Origin of the sequence: Bradyrhizobium sp. AUGA SZCCT0177 (genome assembly GCF_018130125.1) — a bacterium.
In the GTDB taxonomy this organism is placed as follows: domain Bacteria; phylum Pseudomonadota; class Alphaproteobacteria; order Rhizobiales; family Xanthobacteraceae; genus Bradyrhizobium.
Genome location: NZ_JAFCMA010000017.1, coordinates 45,454 through 65,701, shown reverse-complemented (window position 1 = coordinate 65,701; position 20,248 = coordinate 45,454). Strand labels below are relative to the sequence as shown.

At 61.7% G+C, this 20,248-nt stretch carries 22 protein-coding genes; 13 read left to right on the top strand and 9 right to left on the bottom strand.

The features are described from left to right. Positions 1–52 precede the first annotated feature (52 nt). Complete coding sequence (locus JQ597_RS20580; RefSeq protein WP_212266028.1) at positions 53–352, bottom strand: hypothetical protein; 300 nt, start codon at positions 350–352, stop codon at positions 53–55. Further along, entirely contained in the window at positions 349–615 is a 267-nt protein-coding gene (locus JQ597_RS20575; protein WP_192739933.1) for a hypothetical protein, read from the bottom strand. Before JQ597_RS20575 ends, JQ597_RS20580 begins: the two co-directional genes overlap by 4 nt. Before the next feature lie 191 nt (positions 616–806). Here JQ597_RS20575 and JQ597_RS20570 point away from each other — a divergent pair, with 191 nt between their 5' ends. The 7 genes from JQ597_RS20570 (at position 807) to JQ597_RS20540 (ending at position 8,989) form a co-directional block, all read left to right on the top strand. Beyond that, positions 807–1,616, top strand: a complete 810-nt coding sequence (locus JQ597_RS20570; protein ID WP_212266027.1) for a transglutaminase-like domain-containing protein — start codon at positions 807–809, stop codon at positions 1,614–1,616. Beyond that, positions 1,613–1,804: a hypothetical protein gene (locus JQ597_RS20565; protein ID WP_192739931.1), complete on the top strand. Its 192-nt coding sequence runs from the start codon at positions 1,613–1,615 to the stop codon at positions 1,802–1,804. Before JQ597_RS20570 ends, JQ597_RS20565 begins: the two co-directional genes overlap by 4 nt. 200 nt (positions 1,805–2,004) lie before the next feature. Continuing rightward, positions 2,005–2,409, top strand: a complete 405-nt coding sequence (locus JQ597_RS20560) for a DUF4864 domain-containing protein (protein WP_212266026.1) — start codon at positions 2,005–2,007, stop codon at positions 2,407–2,409. 276 nt (positions 2,410–2,685) lie between these two features. Beyond that, complete coding sequence (locus tag JQ597_RS20555) at positions 2,686–3,405, top strand: M12 family metallopeptidase (protein WP_212266025.1); 720 nt, start codon at positions 2,686–2,688, stop codon at positions 3,403–3,405. Positions 3,406–3,426: 21 nt separating this feature from the next. Continuing rightward, complete coding sequence (locus tag JQ597_RS20550; RefSeq protein ID WP_212266024.1) at positions 3,427–4,497, top strand: caspase family protein; 1,071 nt, start codon at positions 3,427–3,429, stop codon at positions 4,495–4,497. Beyond that, entirely contained in the window at positions 4,490–8,245 is a 3,756-nt protein-coding gene (locus JQ597_RS20545; RefSeq protein ID WP_212266023.1) for a phage tail tip lysozyme, read from the top strand. The genes JQ597_RS20550 and JQ597_RS20545 overlap by 8 nt, the downstream gene beginning before the upstream one ends. A 366-nt stretch (positions 8,246–8,611) precedes the next feature. Next, positions 8,612–8,989, top strand: coding sequence for a rhodanese-like domain-containing protein (locus JQ597_RS20540; RefSeq protein WP_212000484.1), 378 nt, complete (start codon positions 8,612–8,614; stop codon positions 8,987–8,989). 153 nt (positions 8,990–9,142) lie between these two features. On the opposite strand, the gene JQ597_RS20535 is transcribed toward JQ597_RS20540, so the two are convergent. Then, positions 9,143–10,378: an MFS transporter gene (locus JQ597_RS20535; RefSeq protein WP_349628860.1), complete on the bottom strand. Its 1,236-nt coding sequence runs from the start codon at positions 10,376–10,378 to the stop codon at positions 9,143–9,145. A gap of 148 nt (positions 10,379–10,526) precedes the next feature. Further along, the gene (locus JQ597_RS20530; protein WP_349628864.1) at positions 10,527–12,083 is read right to left on the bottom strand and encodes an amidase family protein; all 1,557 of its coding nucleotides are present in this window, start codon (positions 12,081–12,083) and stop codon (positions 10,527–10,529) included. On the opposite strand from JQ597_RS20530, the gene JQ597_RS38300 reads away from it, so the two are divergent. The 3 genes from JQ597_RS38300 to JQ597_RS20520 all read left to right on the top strand — a co-directional run bounded on the left by JQ597_RS38300 (position 11,974) and on the right by JQ597_RS20520 (position 14,221). Then, positions 11,974–12,396, top strand: a complete 423-nt coding sequence (locus JQ597_RS38300; RefSeq protein WP_349628865.1) for a hypothetical protein — start codon at positions 11,974–11,976, stop codon at positions 12,394–12,396. The genes JQ597_RS20530 and JQ597_RS38300 overlap by 110 nt on opposite strands. Before the next feature lie 77 nt (positions 12,397–12,473). Then, the gene (locus JQ597_RS20525) at positions 12,474–12,770 is read left to right on the top strand and encodes a hypothetical protein (RefSeq protein ID WP_212266021.1); all 297 of its coding nucleotides are present in this window, start codon (positions 12,474–12,476) and stop codon (positions 12,768–12,770) included. A 224-nt stretch (positions 12,771–12,994) separates the two neighbouring features. Beyond that, on the top strand, positions 12,995–14,221 hold the full coding sequence (locus JQ597_RS20520) for an SMP-30/gluconolactonase/LRE family protein (RefSeq protein ID WP_212266020.1): 1,227 nt from the start codon (positions 12,995–12,997) through the stop codon (positions 14,219–14,221). Positions 14,222–14,625: 404 nt separating this feature from the next. Here the strand turns inward: JQ597_RS20520 and JQ597_RS20515 are convergent, their stop codons facing one another. The 3 genes from JQ597_RS20515 to JQ597_RS20505 form a co-directional block, all read right to left on the bottom strand. Continuing rightward, on the bottom strand, positions 14,626–14,880 hold the full coding sequence (locus JQ597_RS20515; protein ID WP_212266019.1) for a DUF3551 domain-containing protein: 255 nt from the start codon (positions 14,878–14,880) through the stop codon (positions 14,626–14,628). A 106-nt stretch (positions 14,881–14,986) separates the two neighbouring features. Then, complete coding sequence (locus JQ597_RS20510; RefSeq protein WP_212266018.1) at positions 14,987–15,244, bottom strand: hypothetical protein; 258 nt, start codon at positions 15,242–15,244, stop codon at positions 14,987–14,989. Between the two features lie 46 nt (positions 15,245–15,290). Continuing rightward, positions 15,291–15,458 (bottom strand): hypothetical protein, encoded by a 168-nt coding sequence (locus JQ597_RS20505; protein WP_212266017.1) that lies wholly within the window; start codon positions 15,456–15,458, stop codon positions 15,291–15,293. 235 nt (positions 15,459–15,693) lie between these two features. Here JQ597_RS20505 and JQ597_RS20500 point away from each other — a divergent pair, with 235 nt between their 5' ends. After that, positions 15,694–15,873, top strand: coding sequence for a hypothetical protein (locus JQ597_RS20500; RefSeq protein ID WP_212266016.1), 180 nt, complete (start codon positions 15,694–15,696; stop codon positions 15,871–15,873). Between the two features lie 173 nt (positions 15,874–16,046). Next, positions 16,047–17,036 carry a dihydrodipicolinate synthase family protein gene (locus JQ597_RS20495; RefSeq protein ID WP_212266015.1) on the top strand — a complete coding sequence of 330 codons (990 nt, stop codon included), beginning with the start codon at positions 16,047–16,049 and terminating at the stop codon, positions 17,034–17,036. Positions 17,037–17,046: 10 nt separating this feature from the next. On the opposite strand, the gene JQ597_RS20490 is transcribed toward JQ597_RS20495, so the two are convergent. Then, the gene (locus JQ597_RS20490) at positions 17,047–18,150 is read right to left on the bottom strand and encodes a SecDF P1 head subdomain-containing protein (RefSeq protein ID WP_249148055.1); all 1,104 of its coding nucleotides are present in this window, start codon (positions 18,148–18,150) and stop codon (positions 17,047–17,049) included. A gap of 139 nt (positions 18,151–18,289) precedes the next feature. On the opposite strand from JQ597_RS20490, the gene JQ597_RS20485 reads away from it, so the two are divergent. Next, positions 18,290–19,495 (top strand): amidohydrolase family protein, encoded by a 1,206-nt coding sequence (locus tag JQ597_RS20485; protein ID WP_212266014.1) that lies wholly within the window; start codon positions 18,290–18,292, stop codon positions 19,493–19,495. A gap of 33 nt (positions 19,496–19,528) precedes the next feature. Here JQ597_RS20485 and tenA read toward each other — a convergent pair whose 3' ends face one another. After that, on the bottom strand, positions 19,529–20,197 hold the full coding sequence (gene tenA / locus JQ597_RS20480) for a thiaminase II (protein WP_212266013.1): 669 nt from the start codon (positions 20,195–20,197) through the stop codon (positions 19,529–19,531). Between the last annotated feature and the right edge of the window lie 51 nt (positions 20,198–20,248).

The following is a 20,248-nucleotide window of genomic DNA, read 5'->3' as shown; positions in this document are numbered from 1 at the left end:
TCGAACACGCTGGATAAAGTCTTGGTTGGTCGAAGCCGCTTGTTCGTTTTGTTCAGGCATCATCGCCGGAGAGCCGGGTGAGATCCGCAAGCACCGCGCTCACGAGGTCGCGGTGATGCGTGTCTGATGGCGCGAGGCTGGCCGAATAGAGGTTGAGCACGTAACGCGCCTTGGCCACCGCCTCGGACCACGAGGCGGCCGGTACGGCCAGGAGCTGGATCTCGACCACGCCCTGCTTGTCGCGCAGCAGTTTCGCGTTGGCCTCGACGTCGGCGAGCACGCGGCGGATGTCGGTTGCCTTCTGCGCCGCCATGCCGCGATGCTTGTCGAGCTCGATCGGGATCTCAGTCACTTGGGCGCGCTCGCGTCGATCCGCTGCGCATCGGACAGATCGACTGAACTGATCGAAATCATTTCCATCGAAGATCGGTGCGGCGCCGCTGCAGGGACCATGATCATGGTGGCGACACGCCGGAAGCACGGGAACGACAGCCCTTCGATCATCTCCTCATCGGTGACGACTTCGTAGGCGCCGGGCGCGAGTTGGCGATCAATTCCCTTGATGCGGAACGGGTGCCTGAAATGAATCGTTTCCCGTCGCGAGCGCATCGTCATGGCAACAGACCTCGTCTGCGCACGGAACCATCGGATTGTTCGGACATCGGCGTAGCGTGCGCGCTTTTGCGGCAATTAGCTATCGTTTTCTCTGTCGAGAGGCGCATTTGGTTGAATAAAGCAGCAAAAGCCTTGTATTCGGTGGTTTCGTAGCCATTTCAAGCAGGTATTCAGCCAAGAAAGTATTTCGAATGAAGCTGCGCGTCGGATTCGAAATGCTTTACGATTTCCCGCAGCCGACACCCATGATCATGGTGCTGGGCACTCATTTCACGCGCGCCTCCGACGTCATCGTGCCGGACTTCCTGACCACCACGCCTGCGGTCGAAATCACCCCCTATCGCGACATGTTCGGCAATTGGTGCAGCCGCATGGTGGCGCCGGCAGGCCGCCTCCGTCTTGCCGCCGATGGCGTCGTTCGCGACTCCGGCCTGCCCGATCCGATGTTCGCCTCGGCGGTCCAGCACGCGGTCGAGGATCTGCCTGCGGACACATTGGTGTATCTGCTCGGCAGCCGCTATTGCGAGACCGACCGCCTTTCGGACATTGCCTGGCAGTTGTTCGAGAAGACGCGGCCGGGCTGGGCGCGGGTGCAGGCGATCTGCGACTTCGTGCATCGCCACATCGCGTTCGGCTACGAGCACGCCCGCGCCACCAAGACGGCGTGGGAAGCCTATAGCGAAGGCAAGGGCGTCTGCCGCGACTATGCTCATCTGGCCATCACGTTCTGCCGCTGCATGAACATTCCGGCGCGCTATTGCACCGGCTATCTCAGCGACATCGGCACGCCCAAGCCCTGGGCCGTGGGGGATTTCGCCGGCTGGTTCGAAGCCTATATCGGCGGGCGCTGGCACATGTTCGATCCGCGCAACAACGTGCCGCGGATCGGCCGCGTCCTGATTGCACAGGGGCGCGATGCCTCCGACGTGCCGATCACCCAGACCTTCGGCCCGAACACGCTGGCGAGCTTCAAGGTGTGGACCGACGAGGTCGCCGCATGAGCGAACCACACCCTGCCCTCAGCGCCGACGAATTCGCCTCCTTGCGCGAAGTCAGCAAGGGGGATGCGCAGCGTGAAATTCCCCAGTTGCACTGGGAACGGCTGGTCGGCCTCGGCTACGCAGTGCGGCGGCTCGGCGAACTCGGCTTGACCGCGTCCGGCCTGCGGCGCCTGGCGAGCGGTCAATAGGCACCTCACCCCTTGGAGCCGCTTGCTCCGCTGGCGAGATGGATGCAACTTTCGGCCGACTTGGTCGTAACTCGCTGCATCAGAGCGTTTTCAAGCGAAGTGGAGACCGGTTCGCGTTGAGAAAACGCGTCAAATCAAGAATCTGGAGCCCCGTTTCGATTCCATCGAAACGGAAGAGGCTCTAGCCAGGGAACATCCGCATGCGCGCTCTTGCTCTGCTTGTCGTCTTCCTGATCGGATTTGGATCACCGGCCTTCGCCGACGATGTCGCCGCCGCGCAAAGCGTGATCCGCGCGCAGGAGCAGGCTTTTGGCCGTGACGATTCCGCCGCCGCCTATTCTCACGCGGCGCCGTCGATCCAACAGATTTTTCCGGAAGCCGATATCTTCATGCAGATGGTCCGGCAGGCCTATCCGCCGGTCTACCGCCACAAGAGTTTTGAATTCGGCGAAGCCCGCGCGGCGGGTGGCCGGATTGCCCAGCGCGTCCACATCGTCGATGCCAATGGCGAGGCATGGGAGGCGTTGTATACGCTGGAGCAGCAGCCCGACGGCAGCTTCAAGATCACGGGCTGCTCGCTGTTGAAGGCGGGTCAGGCGGTGTGACCTTGGAGCCATCGAGACAGCACCTCTCACCGCGGCTCGCGAACAAAACCTCACGATTGCCAACCATCTCGGGCCCCGGCTGAGGGCCGCAGGCAGTGGCCGTCCAGGACCTGCGTTGACAACCTGTCCTTCCGGGTGTTCTATTTTAGATTGAATTTTGAGAATGACCACGGCTGTGATTTTTCAACAGCAGGCCACGTCCCGAATTTTTATCTTGTTTCAATCCGGCCGAGAAAGAGCCGTCGTGGTGCGCCCAACCTAATCGGGAGAGATGATATGGCATTGACAAAGCTCTGCTTTTGCATGTGCCCGACGCCAGACGCATTGTCGGCGTCCAGCCAGGCGGCCGTTCTCGGCCGCAAGGCAGCATTGCTGAAGGAAGCGTTCTGGGGTCCCAATCCAACCATCACAGTGGGCTTTCTCGAAGGAAGTCAGGCGTTGCGCCAACGAGTCGCAGATGCAGCCAAACTCTGGAGAACCTTGGGTGGAGCCAAGGTGACCTTTGCATTCCTGATGGATCCGGCGGCGGATCCGACAAAAGCCGAGATCCGCATCGCCTTCATGCAGGGCAAAGGCTCGTGGTCTTATCTGGGCACCCAGTGCCGCCACATTGACAAAGACAAGCCCACGATGAACTACGGGTGGCTGGACGACAACTCCACAGACGATGAGGTGCGTTCGGTCGTCCTTCATGAGTTCGGGCATGCGCTCGGCCTGATTCATGAACATCAGAACCCAAAGGACGGCATCAAGTGGGACCGTGACGCAGTGAAGGCCTCGCTGAGCGGCCCGCCCAATAAATGGGACGACGCAAAAATCGAGCACAACATGTTCAAGAAGTACGACCCGGCCGCGGTCATTGCCACCGGCGTCGATAAAGACTCCATCATGATGTACCAGATTCCGGCAAACTGGACACTGGATGGATTTACGACCGATTTTAACGCGACGCTGTCACCCAAGGACAAGCAACTTATCCAAAGCGTCTATTTTTGAGCTGATTTGGATTATGTAGCCATGGCCAACGGAGCCAACGACTGGGCCCTGGTAGTTGGAATTGCCGACTACCCCAGCTATGGCGACTCGCCCAACGAGCCGAACAACCTTCGCGCACCGATCAACGATGCGACCGCTGTCGAGCAATTCCTCCGCAACGATTTGGGCGTGGGGAACATCACTTTGCTGACTTCGGTGCAAAACAACGGCGCCGCCTGGGGAGACCCACCGCCCCGTCCGGTCAGGTTTGATATCGAACGCTGGCTCAAGAGCCTCGTCGTCCTCTCCAAGGCAAACGTCGCCGCCGGCAAAGGACCGCAGATCGGGCGTCGACTCTATATCTACCTGTCAGGTCACGGACTCGCCACCGAGCGATTCAGGCGCGCCCTGGTTACCTCAGATGCATTGAGTCAGGTCTTTATCGACCACATTCTGGTCACCTCCTGGCAGGAGAGTTTGAGCAATTCGAAGTTCTTCGAGGAATACGTCCTTTTCTTCGACTGTTGTTCGCAGGCCCAGGTTACGCTGATCCCTTCGCTGCCGCCGTTCCAGATCGTGACAGCAGTGGTCCCGCCGCCGCCGCAGGTCATCGCCTGTGCGGCCAAGTACCCGCTGCAAGCGGTCGAACTCCCGCTTGGTCCAAACGGGGAGTATCACAGCGTCTTCACCTACGAGTTGCTTCGCGGACTACGTAGTGCTGCGATCAATCCAACCACCGGCGGCATTCGCACCAGCGACCTGGCGGCTTATCTCTATAAAGCGGTTGCAGTTCACATCGACAAACTACCGGACAAAACCGGCATTTCGCGTGAACCGGACTTTCTCTCTGCCGATGACATTGTGTTTTTCTCTCCTGCGAACGCACCCGCAGCTTCGACGCCGCGAACGATCACGATAAAACCCAATGGCGGCCCGATCCCACCGAACGGAACGCCCGTAAACATCTTCGATCACGCACGCAAGCTGGTTGGAACGACGGTCGCCGCCGCAGGTGTCATCAACCATCCGCTCGCACCCGGCATGTACAAGCTCGATTGGGGACAAGGGCACCGGCTGGTCGAGATCACCGACGAGGTGGCCATCAATGCCTGAGCTGGCCCCTGACATCGAAATGGCATCGCTGGAGGTGACCACCCACCTCGACGCTGAAATATTTCTGATTGGCAACGATCGCCAATTGGTGGCGCGCGCGGTCGGAAAGCTGCGGACGAAACAGCCCAAGGGCCTCTACCGGGTCAAGGTTACGCGCGCTTCGGCCGCGGTGGAGCAACTGCTGGAGCTTGATGGCGACCGGACGATCCCCATTGTTGTTCCCGGGCTCGACGGCATTGTCCCGTTCCAGCGCACCACCGACCCGCAGGCTCTGGCGGAGATCAATGCCCTCGCAGCCGGCAGCCACGGAAATTCGGGGACAGCAAGTTTTCTTCTCATCGGCCGCATGCCGCTGACCGCTCGGGGATGGAAAGGCGCGCCTCCCGCTTCCGATTCGGAGGCGCTGTTGTCTCCGGTAAGGTTCAATTTATGGAACGCCGCCGGCGCAGCGGCACCGGAGGCCGCCAAGGCGCAGGAGAAAGACATCGGTAACGAGCGTTGGGCCGTCGCCGGCAAGACGCTCCAGCCCGGAATTTACATCCTTGAAGTCCAGGATGGGATACGTGTCACACGTCAGGCCGTGGTGGTCGCTCCCAACCGGCAGACTCGGGTTTTCGTTCGCCGTCAACCCGCGCCTGCCGTGCCGGCCGCGGAACAATCGAAGAAACCCGATTTGATCGAAGTCGCGGTCCACATGTCGCGCGGCTGGATGCCGATTGCACTCGAGCCTGTATATGAAAGCAGCGAGATCGCCCGGCGGGCACTCGCAATGGGCAGCCGCATCGTCGTTTCGCGGGAAATTCTGGATATCTTCCTCGACGAGAAATTCACCGATCCTGCCGCCGGAATTGCCGCTGCACATTTGATGTTCGACGCACTGGAGCACGCGCAGAGCGGTACCTCGAGAAAGAATGTAAGGGGCGACGCCCCGAAGTCGTCCAGAGCCCTCGCACCAACCATCTCGATCGGACCGGCTCTCGTCCACGAGGTCGTTACCAACTTGCTGAACCTGCTTCAGATGCCGCAGGGCATACTGCCCGATCTCGTGGCGCTCAAGCTGCGCGCAAAAGTTCCGTTGACCTCTCGCGAGAAGACGATTTCGGAACCGCCGATTTACGCACGAAGTTGGGAGACGTTGATTGCCGCATCGACCGGCGCGAAACCGCAAATCAAGATTTCCGCCGACATGTTCGGGCAGTGCGCGGCAAATTTCACCTCGGGCGCCTATTTCGCCTGGAGTCCGACAAGCATCGCCGAGTACGTCGAACATCTCATTGCGGGCAACGAAAGCAGCCTGCAATTGGCTGAGGCCGTGGCTTCGGCAAATGCAGCGCCCTCGCTTTCGACCAGGGATCAGGTCAGCACGAATGTACGCAAGCACCTTGCTGACGTTTTTGCCACCAAACCGTCGCAACTCCGGCAGGCAACTAATCTGAAAGAGAAATTTCAGATCAACCAGCGCGGATTGCAGAAGCTGGCGGCCGGAATCAATAGCACCGATTGGATGAAGCAACTGCCTTTCGATCTCAAAGCCAGCGACATGAAAGGGCTGAACACCATCGGAGACATTACCGAGATTATCTTGAACAAAGCCTTGGCAAGCGACACTTCGGAAGCGCCGGACGCCACTTTGCCCGTTCGCGAGCGGGCGACGAGCGCAGCAGCAGCGCTTCGATCTGTCATCGCAGACGTCAAGAGCCGATTAAAGCTTGCCGATCAGATCGGTATCCCACGCTCGGTTTTCGACGAGCTAATAACGGCATCGCGTTCGGATGCCTCGGATGCTAGCGAAGCTGCTCCCGCCGCTTCGACACAGCGCCACGAGAGCAGTATCGCGCAACTCCGCCGACCGCTGGACAGCCAGCCCCGCCCTTCGGAAGCGCAAATGAGTTATGTCGTTAAGGACGAGGTGACGACCCGGTTGCGAGAGGAGCCGCTGGCAACAGCCAAATCGAAGAAGACCCTTTTTCAGGGTACGCTGCTTGGTGACCCGGTCAAGGCGTCGGACGGATTCTTATTCTTTGAACTCGGTCCTCCCGGCGATGCGGCGTTGAAGGGTTGGATATTAAAGGAAGATTGCGAAGAAGTACCTCACGCGAACAGGCTGCCGGTAAATGAGGCAGGCTTCGTTCAGGAGTGCGTCAACGTCCAACTGCTCTTCAACGAGGAAACAAAGCCCGTGGACGGCGCGCCACCCATAGCCTCGCTCCGGCCTTGGGTGGTTTCCGCAGATTTTCTGATCGCACGGGCGCTCTACGAAACGGATATCCAAAACTTTGGAAAGAATATTCCCGGCTCCGACGGCGTTGGCCCACTCCAGGTTACTCTCGCCGAATGGAAGGATTTTACGGATAACGGCGGCATTCTTGCCAGCGATGCCCGCGCGAGCGATCGCGAGCATCCGGTGCTTCAGATTCCCGGCGCGGCCTATCGTCAGCACGTCCATGGGAAGGCGATGAGCAAAATTTTCCTGGACGCCGGAAAGGCGACGGCGGAGGACCCCTTCGTTCCGAGCTTCCTTGATATGTTCCTTGCGCATGTGACCAACAGCCCGGCCGCCGCGCTCGCCATTCGCGAGGCGCAAGACGCAGGCACTCCGCCGGATACCTCGATCAAGGAAGTGCTCAAGGCCGTCATGACGGCCGAAGAACTGTCAGCGCTGTTCAAGGCGCGGGAGAAACTTTCCGGCCTACCTACGGTCTTCTTCGGCACAGAGGCCAGTCCGAGCACCCTAAAGGCCGTTGTCGACATCGCGGAAGATACGCTCAAGAAACTGCTCGTCGCCGCATTGACGAGGATTGAAAAGCACCGGCCGGACATGATTCCGGAAGTGACGGCCGGCGGTGCGCCCTGGATGGCCATCGCAGAGCAGGCCGAAGTTGAGGGCGTCAAGGAAGGGACGCACAATGCCGTCATCAGCAAGTATCTTGCGGACACGGATTTTGGCGGCAAGCCTGACACTAATCCACTTCCGGCATGGTGTGGAGCGTTCGCGGCTCATTGCATGAAGCGGTGTGACAGCCCGACCATCCAGGCGAGCGTTCCGAAGGGGGCGGCGGCGGCGGTCAGTTGGAAGAGTTGGGGTGCCGACTTTCCTTTGCAGTCAAAGACGATCCCGCGCGGGGCAGTGATCGTACTTTCGCCGACGGCAGAGACCAGCGGAACCGGACATGTCGGCTTCTTTCTCGAATTTTCTCCCGACAAGAAGAAAGTCTTTTTGCTTGGCGGCAACCAGAGCAAGAAGGTTGGCAAGACGCCGTTCTTGGCGAGCCAAATCGCGGCGGTTCGGTGGCTTGACCAGCCTGGCGCGGTCGGAGCCGTCGAGATCGATGGACTCAAGTTGCCGCCAGGTGTCGCTCCCGCTAACCGGCAGTTTGCCGGTCTGATTTTGAAAGCTTTCGCCGCCGCTGGTTTCGGCCGAGACCAGCAGATTGCGGCGCTTGCCAATGCAATCGGTGAGTCCAACCTCAATCCCAGGGCGCACAACACAAACGGCGAGGATAGCGTGGGACTATTCCAGCTTAATCGCGTCGTGGGCGTTGGAGGCCATCACAGTGTGGAATCGCTGATGGACCCGGCCTTCAACACTCAACTGATCATCGCGGAAGCCAAGAGATTTCCTTCCTTTGCAAAGGCCGCGAATCTCCGCGAGGCCGTGGATGTGTTCGTACGATCTGTGGAGAGGCCCGCAGACAAAGCGGGGCAGAGCGCCAAGCGCTTCAAGATCGCGCAAGACCTGATTGCCTGAGGTTCATCCTTGATTCGCAAGCAATAAAAGCCGTTGTCAGAATAGAACGTCCGCCCAATCCTTCGGGTGAAGTTAGCCCCCGCCTGCTCAGATCTCGTCGAGAACGAATTCAACCTGGCGCGCGGGGGGCAACGGGCGTAGAAGCTTCGTCCGGACGACGGCCGCAGCGCGCTGCCGATCTCGCAAGCCGCCCTCGACTTGATGATAGACTCTACGTGGTTGGCATGCTGACGACAGCCTTGAACTACTCATCGCACACCATCAGTCCAGAATTGGACAAAATCTTTTGCCATTGCAACCGCCCGGGGTTTACGCCTTACTCGCCCCAATGGACGCGACCGCGTCTTGATCCGGGAGGAAGCAAAAATGAAAACAGTACAGACGATGCTGGCGGAGGCCGAAGCCGAAGTGCCGCGTATCAGCCCGGATGAAGCGAAGAAACTGGTTGGCCGGGCTGACGTGCTGTTTCTCGACGTCCGTGAACCGGCCGAGGTCGCAGCATCGGGCAAGGTCCCGGGCGCGCTCGCCATTCCGCGAGGACTTGTGGAATTTCGTGCCGATCCAGCTTCCGCGCTACACGACGCGGCGTTCGATCGATCCAAGACGGTGGTCGCCTACTGCGCATCCGGCGGGCGCTCGGCGCTGGTCGGCAAGACCCTGAAAGACATGGGATACAATAACGTCCGCAACCTTGGCGGCTTCAAGGGCTGGCTGGAGGCCGGCGGCGAAGTCGAGAAGGGATAATTGGCGCGAGCATGATCCGGACCCGCAGGGCCGCGTTAGCGCAAAGCGGGCACCGGTTTTCCCTCGCGACAAACGCGGAAGGCGTTTGCGCGCAGATCATGCTCACACAAAAAGATGGAGCGGGATGACGGTTCGAAGAAACGTCATCCCGATCTAGGCCATCGCCATCCGCTGCCGCGCGCGCATCAACAGCAGCACCATGATGGCGATGTTGACCAGGTTCCAGGCGACGCCGTTGGTAAACGCGGCGGCGTAGGAGCCGGTGGCGTCGAAGATCACGCCCGAGATCCAGCCGCCGAACGACATGCCGAACACCGAAGCCAGGATCACGAACCCGACGCGTGTCGCAGCCTCCGAAGCCGGCATTGTCTCGCGCACGATGATGGCGTAGCTCGGCACGATGCCGCCCTGGAACAGCCCGAACATCGCGGAGATCAAATAGAGCGAGGTCAGGCCGTCGAAGAACAGATAAAACAGCAGCGCAGTACCTTGCGCCACCGAGCCGATCAGGAGCGTCGGGATGCCGCCGATCTTGTCGGCCAGGAAACCAGAGCCGATGCGGCTGATGATGCCAAGGCCCAGCATCAGTGACAGCATTTCGGCGCCGCGCGCCACGCCATAGCCGAGATCGCTGCAATAGGCGACGATGTGAACCTGCGGCATCGACATCGCCACGCAGCAGGAGATGCTGGCGAGCCCCAGGATCACGGTGAGCGCATTGGTCGACAGCTTCAGGTCGAGACGCGGCGGCGGCGCATTGGCGTGGCTGCGGCGCACCCCTGCGCCCATCAGAACGCGCAAACCGATCAGCGCCAGCGTCATCGCCACGGCGGTGAAGATACCGACGGCGATATGGGTGGTGCGCCAGTCGTAGGTCTGCATGCCCCAGTTCACCAGCGACGGCCAGACCGCGCCGCCGATGTAGTTGCCGCTGGCGGCGATCGCGACCGCCAGCCCGCGGTAGCGCTCGAACCAGTGCGAGGCTTCCGCCATCAGCGGGCCGAAGGTTGCCGCCGAAGAAAGCCCGATGGCAAAATGCACGAGAATGTACGGCCAGATCGACCATGACATGCCGGCGACGATATAGCCGAGGCCCAGAATGCTGATGCCAAGCCCGATCGCGGTGACGATACCGTAGCGGTCGGATATTTTGCCTGTTATCACCTGGCCCAAACCGAAACCGAGCATCATCATGGTGAAGGCCAGTGACGCCGTGCCCCTGGTGGCGCCAAAATCCTGCTGCACCACCGGCAGCGCGACCACCACCGACCACATGCCGACGCTGCCGAGCGAGCCGATCAGCACGGCCACGGCAAGCCGGGCCCAGGCTCGGCGCGAGTCGGGAACGAACAGTTCGGAATCTCGAATGAATTCAGAAGAAATGACCACGGCGGGCGCAACTTCTAGCGCAATTGCCTAGAGGTCAAGCCACAATGGCGCGATATTGGGCATGCAGATGTGGAGGGGGTGCGCGTCATATGACCAGCACCTCCTCCTCAGAGCATTAGCGCCTAGCCCTCAGAGCAATGGCGCCTGCTCACGCCATCTGCTGCCACAATTTTTGCACCAGCACGCCGGCGCGTTTCTCGATCGACGCCGCGGCATCCAGCGCCAGGTCCTCGCGATAGCGTCCCGCGATCAGTTGCACGCCGATCGGCTTGCCCTCGTGCAGCGCGACGGGCACCACCGCGGACGGCAGGCCCAGTACATTGATGGCGGAAATGAACCGCAAATCGTTGAAGAACATCTCGGCCACGCGTTCCAGGCTGGTCGTATCCGCGCGCGGCCCGGGCGTCGGCATGACCGTCGTCGGCGCCAGCACGACCGGATAATCCTCAAAGAAGGCTTGCCAGGCGCGAATATGACCGCTGCGCGCGGCAGTCGCGCGCATCCAGCCCGCCAGGTCGAGCGTGTTCGCCTTTAGCTTGATGCCGCCCCACGCCGTGTGGAAATGCTCCGAGGCTACCGCCAGCATCCCGGCTTCCTGCAGCACGGCGACTTCATTGACGATGATGTCGCACCAGGTTTGCCAGACGCCATTGATATCAGGGACCTCAATTTCGCTGACGCGATAGCCCCCGCGCTCCAGATGGTCGGCGGCCTGCTTCAGCGCCGCGCGCACCGATGGATCGACGTTCATGTCGGCGGGCAGTTTCGCCAGCGCGACCTTGATCGGTCCTTTCGGTTTCGGACCCGCCAGCGGCGCCGGCACCCACCAGGGATCACGCGGATCGCGCTGGCACATCACTTCAAGGCCGAGCCTGACATCGCCGACGCTGCGCGCCAGCGGTCCCTGTGCCGACATCAGATGGGCGAGCATCGGCCGCTCGGCTGTGGCGCTTTGATTGAAGGCGGGGATACGGCCTTGCGTCGGCTTGATGGTGGCGACGCCGTTGCAATGCGCCGGCCAGCGCAGCGAGCCGCCGATGTCGTTGCCATGCGCGATCGTGCCGATGCCGGCCGCGACCGCCGAGCCGGCGCCGCCCGATGATCCGCCGCAGGTGATCTCGGGATCCCACGGGTTGAGCGTCAGGCCGTGCAGCGGATTATCCGTGAAGCCGCGGAACGAGAATTCGGGCGTGTTGGTCAGTCCCAGCACGACAGCGCCGGCCTTCCGGAGATTGCGCACCACAGGCGCGTCTGATGGGGCGATGATGTTCATTTGCGAAGGCACGCCGTTGGGATTGGGCCTGCCTTCGTAATCGACGTTTTCCTTGATCGTGATCGGCACGCCATGCAGCAGGCCGAGTTCGCCGCCTTTCGCACGCGCCTGGTCCGCCGCCCTGGCAGCCTTGAGCGCTTCGTCGGAGAGATCGACCACAACCGCGTTGAGCTTTGGATTGACCGCGCGCATCCGCGCGACGTGAGCCTCCGTAACCTCGACCGAAGAAATCGCGCCGGACCGGATGGCTGCCGCGGTCTCCAGCGCCGACCATTGCCAGACCGGCCCCTTGGGCGTGGCCGGCTTGCGCGAAGGAGCGCTCTTGGCCTTTGCTTTCCCGGTCTTGCTGGCCACCTTCGCGGCCTTGCTGGCGCGGACAGAAGTTTTTTTGGTCGGTTTTTTCGCGGGCGTCTTTTTCCAAGCGCGCTTCACAACTCTCTTCACAACTCTCTTGGCCAATTCGTTTCTCCTCCAATTGCGCGGCGGAGGTTATGGGCGGAGAGGCCGCGTGTCGAGGCTTGCGCGGCCGACCAATGAGCTTCGCCAATCGATTGATTCAAAAGCGATCGATGCGAACAGGCGCGGTGCAATCGCAAAATGTGCCGCGAGGCTGAACGGCGATCGAACGGGAAAGGCGCATTTCCATCGGCATTTCCGTGATCCGGATCACTTTTTCGAAGGCGCGGATCGTTCAGGCTGCGCGCGGGCTCGGGGCCACCGCCGGCCGCTTCTAACGGTTTCGTGAGCAGCAATAGTGAAGCAGCTCACGATTGCCGCCGCGCGTCTCGACTTACAAAAGCCAATGCAACGTGGGAGCTGAACATGCCAAGAGACTTAACGAGAGTCCTGCGCCATGATGTCACTCAGCGTACACATAATGATTGGGCGATCGCTATCCCTGTTGGATTGGTGATCGCGGGCCTGCTGGGCTTCGTCGCCTTTTATCCGAAGCCAGCACATGTATCCAAAGCCGGACAGGCTGAAACCGTGGGCATGGTCGCCGCGAAGCCGGAGCCAGTCCCCGCTGCAAGGAAGCCGGTCCGCTACGAAGCGACCATCGAAAACTGGAAGCGCTACCGCGCGGCAACCAAACCTGCCGGGAATCCTCCGGCGGATTGAACCCTCCTGATCTGCGAGCGGACCAGCGGAGCGCCAGCATCCTGGCGAACCGCCCGGCGCGCCGCCGCCTTCCGACGGACAGAGATCAACAGGGTAAGCCATCTTGCACTGCATCCTTCAGCCCCGGGCTGCGCCGAAAGGTGCTCGCAACCGAGGCCGGGCCGGCATAGCCTTGCACCCGCTTGGCCGGATCAACCGGCCGGCGCATATCCTGGGAGGAAGTGATGACACGCGACGTGCAGCGCGATCCGCAATCCATGATTTCACGACGAACGCTCGTCCACGGCCTGGCGCTCGCCGCCGGGGCCACCGTGGCGGGGGCCGGCACCGCGCTGGCCCAGCAGGGCGGCGCGGTAGGGCCGCCATCCGTGGTCACCACCCCGCCGCGCGATTTCAGTCCCCGGGGCGCGCCGACCACCTATTTCTGGGACCCCGATATCATCGCGGTCGATCCGTCGTTCAACGACCTCGCCCAGCCCAACGCGCCAATCCAGCGTCTCCATACCGGACTGCTGTGGGCCGAAGGCCCGGCCTGGAGTTCGCAGGGCCGCTATCTCCTGTGGAGCGACATTCCCAATAATCGCCAGATGCGATGGACCGAGGATGACGGCCGCGTCAGCGTATTCCGCACCCCGTCCAACAATTCCAACGGCAACTCGTTCGACTTCCAGGGCCGGCAGCTGTCCTGCGAGCACCTCACCCGCCGGGTGGTGCGCTACGAGCACGACGGCACCGCGACCGTGCTCGCCGATAATTTCGGCGGCAAGAAACTCAACTCGCCGAACGACGTCGTCGCCCATCCCGATGGCAGCTACTGGTTCACCGACCCGCCCTATGGCGGCCAGCTCTATGAGGGCGAACCGGACGTTGCGGGAGGCCCCAGCAATCCTGCCGGCAAGCTCAACCCTCGGATCGGCCAGCCGGCCGGCTTCGTGCCGGGCAAGCGCGAGCTGCCGACCAATTGCTATCGCATCGACCCCTCAGGCCGCGTCGATCTGGTCGTGACCGAGGAGCAGGTGCCCGATCCCAACGGCCTGTGTTTCTCGCCCGATTACAAGAAGCTCTACGTCGCCAGCACCGGCAAGGGGCCCGGCGATACCGGGCCGGGCGGCAAGGGCGACATGTTCGTGTTCGATGTCGGCACCGACAACAAACTGTCGAACCACAAGCGGTTCAGCGACTTCATGGTAGATGGCGTCAAATGCGGACCGGACGGCGTGCGCTGCGACGTCAACGGCAATGTCTGGGCTTCCAGCAATGCCGGCCGCGCCGTCGGCTACAGCGGCGTGACGATATGGTCACCGGACGGCAAGTTGATCGGCCGGATCCGCCTGCCCGAAGTGTGCGGCAACGTCTGTTTCGGCGGGCCGAAGCGGAACCGCCTGTTCATGGCCGCGAGCCAGTCGCTCTACGCCGTGTACACCGCAACCCAGGGCGCCGGCCCGGGCTGAGCCGTTCGGCACGACGCGAAACAGCGCAAGGAGAAGCCGGCGCAACCCGCCGGCTTTTTCATGCCACACAGTCCTCGACTTCATCTTGTCTCGACAGTTCTTTGTCTCAAGAAATCTTTGGGGATGCTCACGCCTGTGCGCGACCATGCGCATGCGTGGGGTCTCCGCAGTCATACGGAGGCAAATTGTGGCTCCATTGTGCTATATTGAACAGACGCACCAGCGTATTTCGCTATGAATGTCTGAGTTTCATCACGAAAGAATTTTCAAACTAGGGCCCGGCCGGTGTGCCGGGCTTTTGCATATTCGCCTTCGTTCCGCTGGTGGGTCAGGCGCTACGCCCTGCCCGTCGCCCGGTCAGATGCCGCGCCCCCAATAGCAGGGCGGATCGAACCCAACAGTCCTCAATAGTCGCGGCGAGGCTTTTTAGTGCGCTTTCCGCCCTCGTAATAGGGATTGACGACGCATTGTGCGGCGCGGCCGGATGCCGACATATTGCACTGTGGGATCGAGGTGTAGCCGCATTCGAAGTAGAAATCGTTCCGGCCTGTGTAGACCTGAAGGCAGACGGGATATTTCGGATCATAGGTCTGGGCGTGCGCCGACGGCGCTGCAACAGCCGCAGCAATCGCCAATGCAGCCAACGTCAGAATGCGCATCAGAACTCCTTCGACGGCAGAATTGCCCGCTGCCGGGATAACCCCGCGCGGGTGCCGGTAGTTCCTCTCGGACAAGCCGCGCATGCCCGATCCGGAAACCCCGACGCTACATCGCACCGTCGAGAGAGGCCAGCCTGCAGCCGATTGAACCCGGCTGCAGGCCAGGCTTACTTGTCGAGATTACTTGCCGATATTTCTGATGATTGTGCTGGTCGTATCGTTCATGGCGCGGAGCATGGTGGTGGTCAGCTGCAGGGCCATATGCCGCTGAGCCATCATGGCTTTGCAGACTGACCATATCCAGTTCGCCGCCACACACCCGGTCGAGCTCGGTTGCTGACAATTCGTGCACAAGATTAGTCATGTTGTTTTCCCCCAACTGGATGTACCGGCCGGTACTAAACGTTCGATCAGCGGATCGGGAAGATGTCCTTCCACGGGGTCGGCTGAAGCGGCTTCGGGAACAGCACTTTCAGGATGTCGGGAAAACGGATGCAGCCACCTTCGATCACGCCGCCGGCCACGATCTCCAGTTCCTCGATCGCCAGTTCACGGTTTTCGGTATTGCGCTTGGTCATCACATTTCTCCATCGGTTAAGAATGAGGTGAAGAGCGTTAGTGCTCGTCATGACGCAACACTAGGCTTGCCGATCGCGGATCACCGTGACGATCGTCACATGAGCCGGAATGACCGGTGCGGATGAGGCCGATGCTTCAAACCGTGACTTACCTCACGGCACGTCGCTCGCGCGAACCTAGCCTGCCCTGTCTGACGATGCGGATGGTCCCTTCGTCCCACGACAGGAGACAGATATGGAATCCGGGCAAATCAAAACCAGACCGCTCAGGGAAACCGAACTCGACACGATCGCGGGCGGCCGGACTTGTAACCACGGTCCGCCCAGGATGGAAGTGAGCATACCGTTCGGCGGCCAGGTGCTGGTGATCTGGGCGACCTCCACCTGCTCCGGCACCTACTGGTACGTGAAGTAATGCGCAGGCCGGCTCCTTTGGCGGCCTAACCTTCCGCTGATTGTCCGTCCGCGACAATGATCGCGCGCCAGAACCGCCGCGCTTTCGCGGACGCGTGGCTGGTTCGCGTCTCCTGGCCGTGATAGTTATTGCGAAACGGTCAAGTTTGAAAAAAAACGTGACGGGAGATCGCCATGGCTTACCCCAAAGAGGCCCACTTCAAAGCGGCGCGCTTCAAGGACTTCGTACCCCAGGGGGTGATCCCCGCGGTGCTGCTGCCGTTCCACGACGATCTCGCCATCGACGAGTCGAGCTTCCGCAGCCATCTGCGTGACGTCGCTGCTGTCGAGGGCCTGTCGGCAGTAACGATCAATGCGCATTCGACCGAAGTGGCCTCGTGCACATCCGATGAGCAGAGCCGGGTGCTTGACATCGCAGGCGACGAGATCGGCGATCGGCTGCCGTTGATCCACGGCATCTGGGCGGACGGCAGCCTCGAGGCGGCGCGGATCGCAAAGCGCGCGCAGGCCGGCGGCGCTTCGGCGCTGCTGGTGTTTCCGCCGGCGCCCTTCACGCTCGGCCAGACCGCTGACATGGCGCTCGCGCACTTCAGCACAATCGCGGCGGCCTCCGATCTGCCGCTGATCGTCTTCCAGTATCCGCTGGCGACCGGACAAGGTTATCCCGCGGCGACGCTGACCCGCCTGCTCGACGAAATCCCCACCATCCGTGCCATCAAGGACTGGTCGCAAAGCGTGCCGCAGCACGAGGCGCATGTAAGGATGCTGCAATCGCGAAAGCAGCCGGTCAACGTGCTCTCCACCAACAGCGCCTGGCTCTTGAGTTCGCTCGTGCTCGGCTGCAACGGACTATTGTCGGGAAGCGGCAGCGTGATCGCCGATCTGCAGGCCCGGCTGTTCCGCGCGGTCGAAGCCTGCGACCTTGCCGAGGCGCGGCGGCTGAACGATCGCATCCATCCGCTGATGGCTGTGTTCTACGCCGATCCCTTTGTCGACATGCACAACCGCATGAAGGAGGCGCTGGTTCTTCTCGGCCGCCTGCCGCGCGCCGTGGTGCGGCCGCCATTGGTCAAAATCAGCGAGCCGGAGATCGCGCGGATTCGCGAGGCGCTGGTGGCTGCAGGTCTGCTCGATGAATCCGGAAAGCGGCGCGAAGCTGCCTGACGTGGTCTCGCTACTGTTTGCCGGCGGTCGCGACCGCTTCGACGACCTGCTGATCGACGACGCTCAGGCGCCCCGGCAGCGCCCCTGAACGTACCAGCATCGCGACGTTGTTGGCGTCTTCGATCGTAAAGTTGCCCGATATGATCGCCGAGCCGCCGGTGATCGGCTCGCTGATAATCGACTCCGACAGCACCTGGTCGTCAACGACGATCGCGAACGGCTTTGTGATATTCTCCTGCGTGATGGTGGCGAAGCGCCGGGCGCCGCGCGCATTCAAGCGGAACGACGCGATCGGCTGCTGCGTTCGCGGGTCGATCAAGGGCGACGCGTCGATGATATCGTCGCCCTCCATTGCGACCTCCTTCAGGACCACAGAAGGCTCCCTGGTCTTGAAGTGGTAAAGAATTTCGGATGTCGGTGGCAGCGGACCTTTCTGAGCCAGCGCGGCGATCACGGACACATCGACCAGGCGAAACGTCACCCGCCCTCGCTTGCCGAGCAGCGCGCTCACGCGTTCGGGATCCCTGACGCCCGGCAGCAGCACACGAAGCCGGTCGGCCCCGTCGGGCTGCTGGCTGGCGTCCCTGATGCCTGCGTTGCGCAGGCGTTGGTCGATCATCTCGCCGGATTGCCTGACCAGTTCGCGCAGGCGCTCGGCGAACCCGGCCTCCGTCGGCATCAGGCGGATCAGCCCGTCACCGCTGTCGGTGACGCTGATCGTCTGTGCGCTGGAAGGCAATTCTTTCTTGGATGGCACCAGCTTGGCCAGCACGCGCTGCCGGTCCTTGGGCTCGGCAATCCGGACCTCGACGCCGCCGTCGCGCATCGCCAGACCGGAAAACGGAATGCGCCCTTCCCGCACGGTCCGATACAAATCATCGCGCAGCTCCGTCACGACTGCTTCGCGCAACGCGGCGCTATCGACCTTGAACAGAATCTTGGAGCCGCCTTGCCTGGCCAGCGCCTGCTCGGCATTGGCCGCAATCGTCGCGCGCATCTTGTCGACCGCCTGCGCGTCATCGGACGTCGCGCGCGGCGCGGCCACCGCCGAACACGCGGCGGACGCCAGCATGAAGGCGACGATAAACCCTGCCTTCTTGCCTCGCGCGTACATGGTCTCAGCATCCTCTCATCCGGCGGCACTGATGTGCCAGTCCTTTAGTGCCGGAGGGGCGCGCCGAGGTTCAAAAGCCCTTGCCAAAGGCCCAGGGCCAATATGAACTCCCGTAGCTACTCAGGCTGGGAGACGTCGCGTGAGCCCGATCGATACGCTGTTCACCAACGCAAAATTCGCTGACGGTTCGCTCAATGATGTCGCCGTTGCGAACGGACGCATCAGCTCCGTTTCGAGGGCGGGAACCCAAATCTCCGTGGGTGCGCCGACACGCGATCTCGGCGGCGCGCTGATCGTTCCCGGATTTGTCGAAGGACACATCCACCTCGACACCAGCTTCTATGGCGACGACTGGAAGCCCCACGAGCCCTATACCAACGGCTTCAATGTCCATGAACGCGTCGCCTTTCAGGCGCAAAATTTCGCCGAAGCCGCTCCCGTGGAAGTCCGCGCCCGAAATCAGCTCGAGCTTTGCATCGGCCATGGTTCGACGCATATGCGCAGCCATGTCACGGTGGACGGCACCATCGGGCTCAGATCGCTGGAGAAGATTCTGGCGGTGCGCGAAGCCTACCGGAATATCATCGATATCCAGCTCGTCGCGTTCCCGCAGAGCGGCATCCTGCAAAGCCCCGGGACAGCTGAACTGCTCGATGAAGCGGTGGCGATGGGCGCTGATCTCGTCGGCGGCATAGATCCCGCAAGCTTTGATCGCGATGTCGAAAAGCATCTCGACATCGTATTCGGTGTTGCCGAGAAACGTGGCGTCGGCGTCGACATACATCTGCACGATAATGGCACGCTCGGAATCTTCGAAATCGAACAGATTGCGGCGCGGTCGCGCGCGCTCGGCATGGGCGGCCTTGTCGCGATCAGCCACGCCTATGCGCTCGGCGATGTCGCCACGGACATCGCCAAACGCACGGCCGACGTTCTGGCGGAAAGCGACATTGCGATCATGACCAACGCGCCTGGACGCCGGCCCTTTCCGCCCGTCGCCCTTCTGCGCGAGGCCGGAGTCACCGTATTCGGCGGCAGCGACAATATCCGGGATTCCTGGTGGCCTTACGGCGATGGCGACATGCTGGGCCGCGCCAACATGATCGGCTACCGCTCCGGCTTCAACACCGACGACGAATTGGGGATCGCCTTTGACGTCGTGACCAGGGCCGGCGCGAAAGCGCTGCGGCTTAAGGGCTATGGGCTTGAGGTCGGCGACAAGGCCGATTTCGTGACCTTGAATGCGCAACATGTGCCGGAGGCAGTGGTGGCGATCCCGCGCGGGCGATCGGTCTACAAGAATGGAAAACTTGTGGCTCGCGATGGCATGCTGGCCCGATCGTAAGCCTGCCGCGACCCCGGACCTGCGAGCGACCTATCAAGACTTGCCCACGCGCCAGCCCATTTCCCAGAAGTCGGCTTCGAGCCGGGTTGCTTCCTTGAAGGTCGCGATCAGCTCGGCCTCGCGGGCCGGCGTCGCGTAGCGATCGGCAAGGGATTCCAGATGCGCCCGCGCGTTCGCCGCAACTTCCTGATAGGGCGCACCGGCATATTCGGCGATCCAGACACGATATGGGTTGGTTGCGAGCAGCGCGTTCGGGTGCGCGGCGAGCCTGGTTGCGATCTCGGCGTAACCGATCACGCAAGGCGCCAGCGCCACCTTGAGCGACAGCAGGTCGCCGCGCATCCCGGCGTCGAGCACATAGCGGGTATAGGCCAGCATCTCGACCGCCGGAGGGGCTTGTTCGAGATCGCCGGGCGACAGCCCCCAGCCGGCGCAGAGTTTGACGTGCAGGTCCATCTCGACGTCGAGAATCGCCGAAAGGCCGGCCGCCGCCTCGCGCATGTCCGCCAGCTGAGGCGCCTTGTAGACCGCGAGCGCGTAGGCGCGCGCAAACTCGATCAGGAACAAATAATCCTGAACGAGATAGTGACGAAACGCCGCCTCGGCGAGCGAGCCGTCCGCCATGGCGTTCGTAAAGGCATGCTCGGTGTAGGCGCGCCACTCGGCGGATGCTGCGGTCTTCAATCGCTCGAAGAAACTCATGATCTTTCGCTGGGCTGGCTTTTCAACGGATGGCTTGTCGGTGATAACAGA

Excerpts from the sequence above, each read along its gene's own strand:
- JQ597_RS20570 (WP_212266027.1), top strand. The coding sequence starts at position 807 with ATGAAGCTGCGCGTCGGATTCGAAATGCTTTACGATTTCCCGCAGCCG.
- JQ597_RS20555 (WP_212266025.1), top strand. The coding sequence starts at position 2,686 with ATGGCATTGACAAAGCTCTGCTTTTGCATGTGCCCGACGCCAGACGCA.
- JQ597_RS20525 (WP_212266021.1), top strand. The coding sequence starts at position 12,474 with ATGCCAAGAGACTTAACGAGAGTCCTGCGCCATGATGTCACTCAGCGT.
- JQ597_RS20505 (WP_212266017.1), bottom strand. The coding sequence starts at position 15,458 with ATGACCAAGCGCAATACCGAAAACCGTGAACTGGCGATCGAGGAACTG.
- JQ597_RS20560 (WP_212266026.1), top strand. The coding sequence starts at position 2,005 with ATGCGCGCTCTTGCTCTGCTTGTCGTCTTCCTGATCGGATTTGGATCA.
- tenA (WP_212266013.1), bottom strand. The coding sequence starts at position 20,197 with ATGAGTTTCTTCGAGCGATTGAAGACCGCAGCATCCGCCGAGTGGCGC.
- JQ597_RS20490 (WP_249148055.1), bottom strand. The coding sequence starts at position 18,150 with ATGTACGCGCGAGGCAAGAAGGCAGGGTTTATCGTCGCCTTCATGCTG.
- JQ597_RS20510 (WP_212266018.1), bottom strand. The coding sequence starts at position 15,244 with ATGACTAATCTTGTGCACGAATTGTCAGCAACCGAGCTCGACCGGGTG.
- JQ597_RS20540 (WP_212000484.1), top strand. The coding sequence starts at position 8,612 with ATGAAAACAGTACAGACGATGCTGGCGGAGGCCGAAGCCGAAGTGCCG.
- JQ597_RS20565 (WP_192739931.1), top strand. The coding sequence starts at position 1,613 with ATGAGCGAACCACACCCTGCCCTCAGCGCCGACGAATTCGCCTCCTTG.
- JQ597_RS20575 (WP_192739933.1), bottom strand. The coding sequence starts at position 615 with ATGACGATGCGCTCGCGACGGGAAACGATTCATTTCAGGCACCCGTTC.
- JQ597_RS20545 (WP_212266023.1), top strand. The coding sequence starts at position 4,490 with ATGCCTGAGCTGGCCCCTGACATCGAAATGGCATCGCTGGAGGTGACC.
- JQ597_RS20550 (WP_212266024.1), top strand. The coding sequence starts at position 3,427 with ATGGCCAACGGAGCCAACGACTGGGCCCTGGTAGTTGGAATTGCCGAC.
- JQ597_RS20495 (WP_212266015.1), top strand. The coding sequence starts at position 16,047 with ATGGCTTACCCCAAAGAGGCCCACTTCAAAGCGGCGCGCTTCAAGGAC.
- JQ597_RS20515 (WP_212266019.1), bottom strand. The coding sequence starts at position 14,880 with ATGCGCATTCTGACGTTGGCTGCATTGGCGATTGCTGCGGCTGTTGCA.
- JQ597_RS20520 (WP_212266020.1), top strand. The coding sequence starts at position 12,995 with ATGACACGCGACGTGCAGCGCGATCCGCAATCCATGATTTCACGACGA.
- JQ597_RS20500 (WP_212266016.1), top strand. The coding sequence starts at position 15,694 with ATGGAATCCGGGCAAATCAAAACCAGACCGCTCAGGGAAACCGAACTC.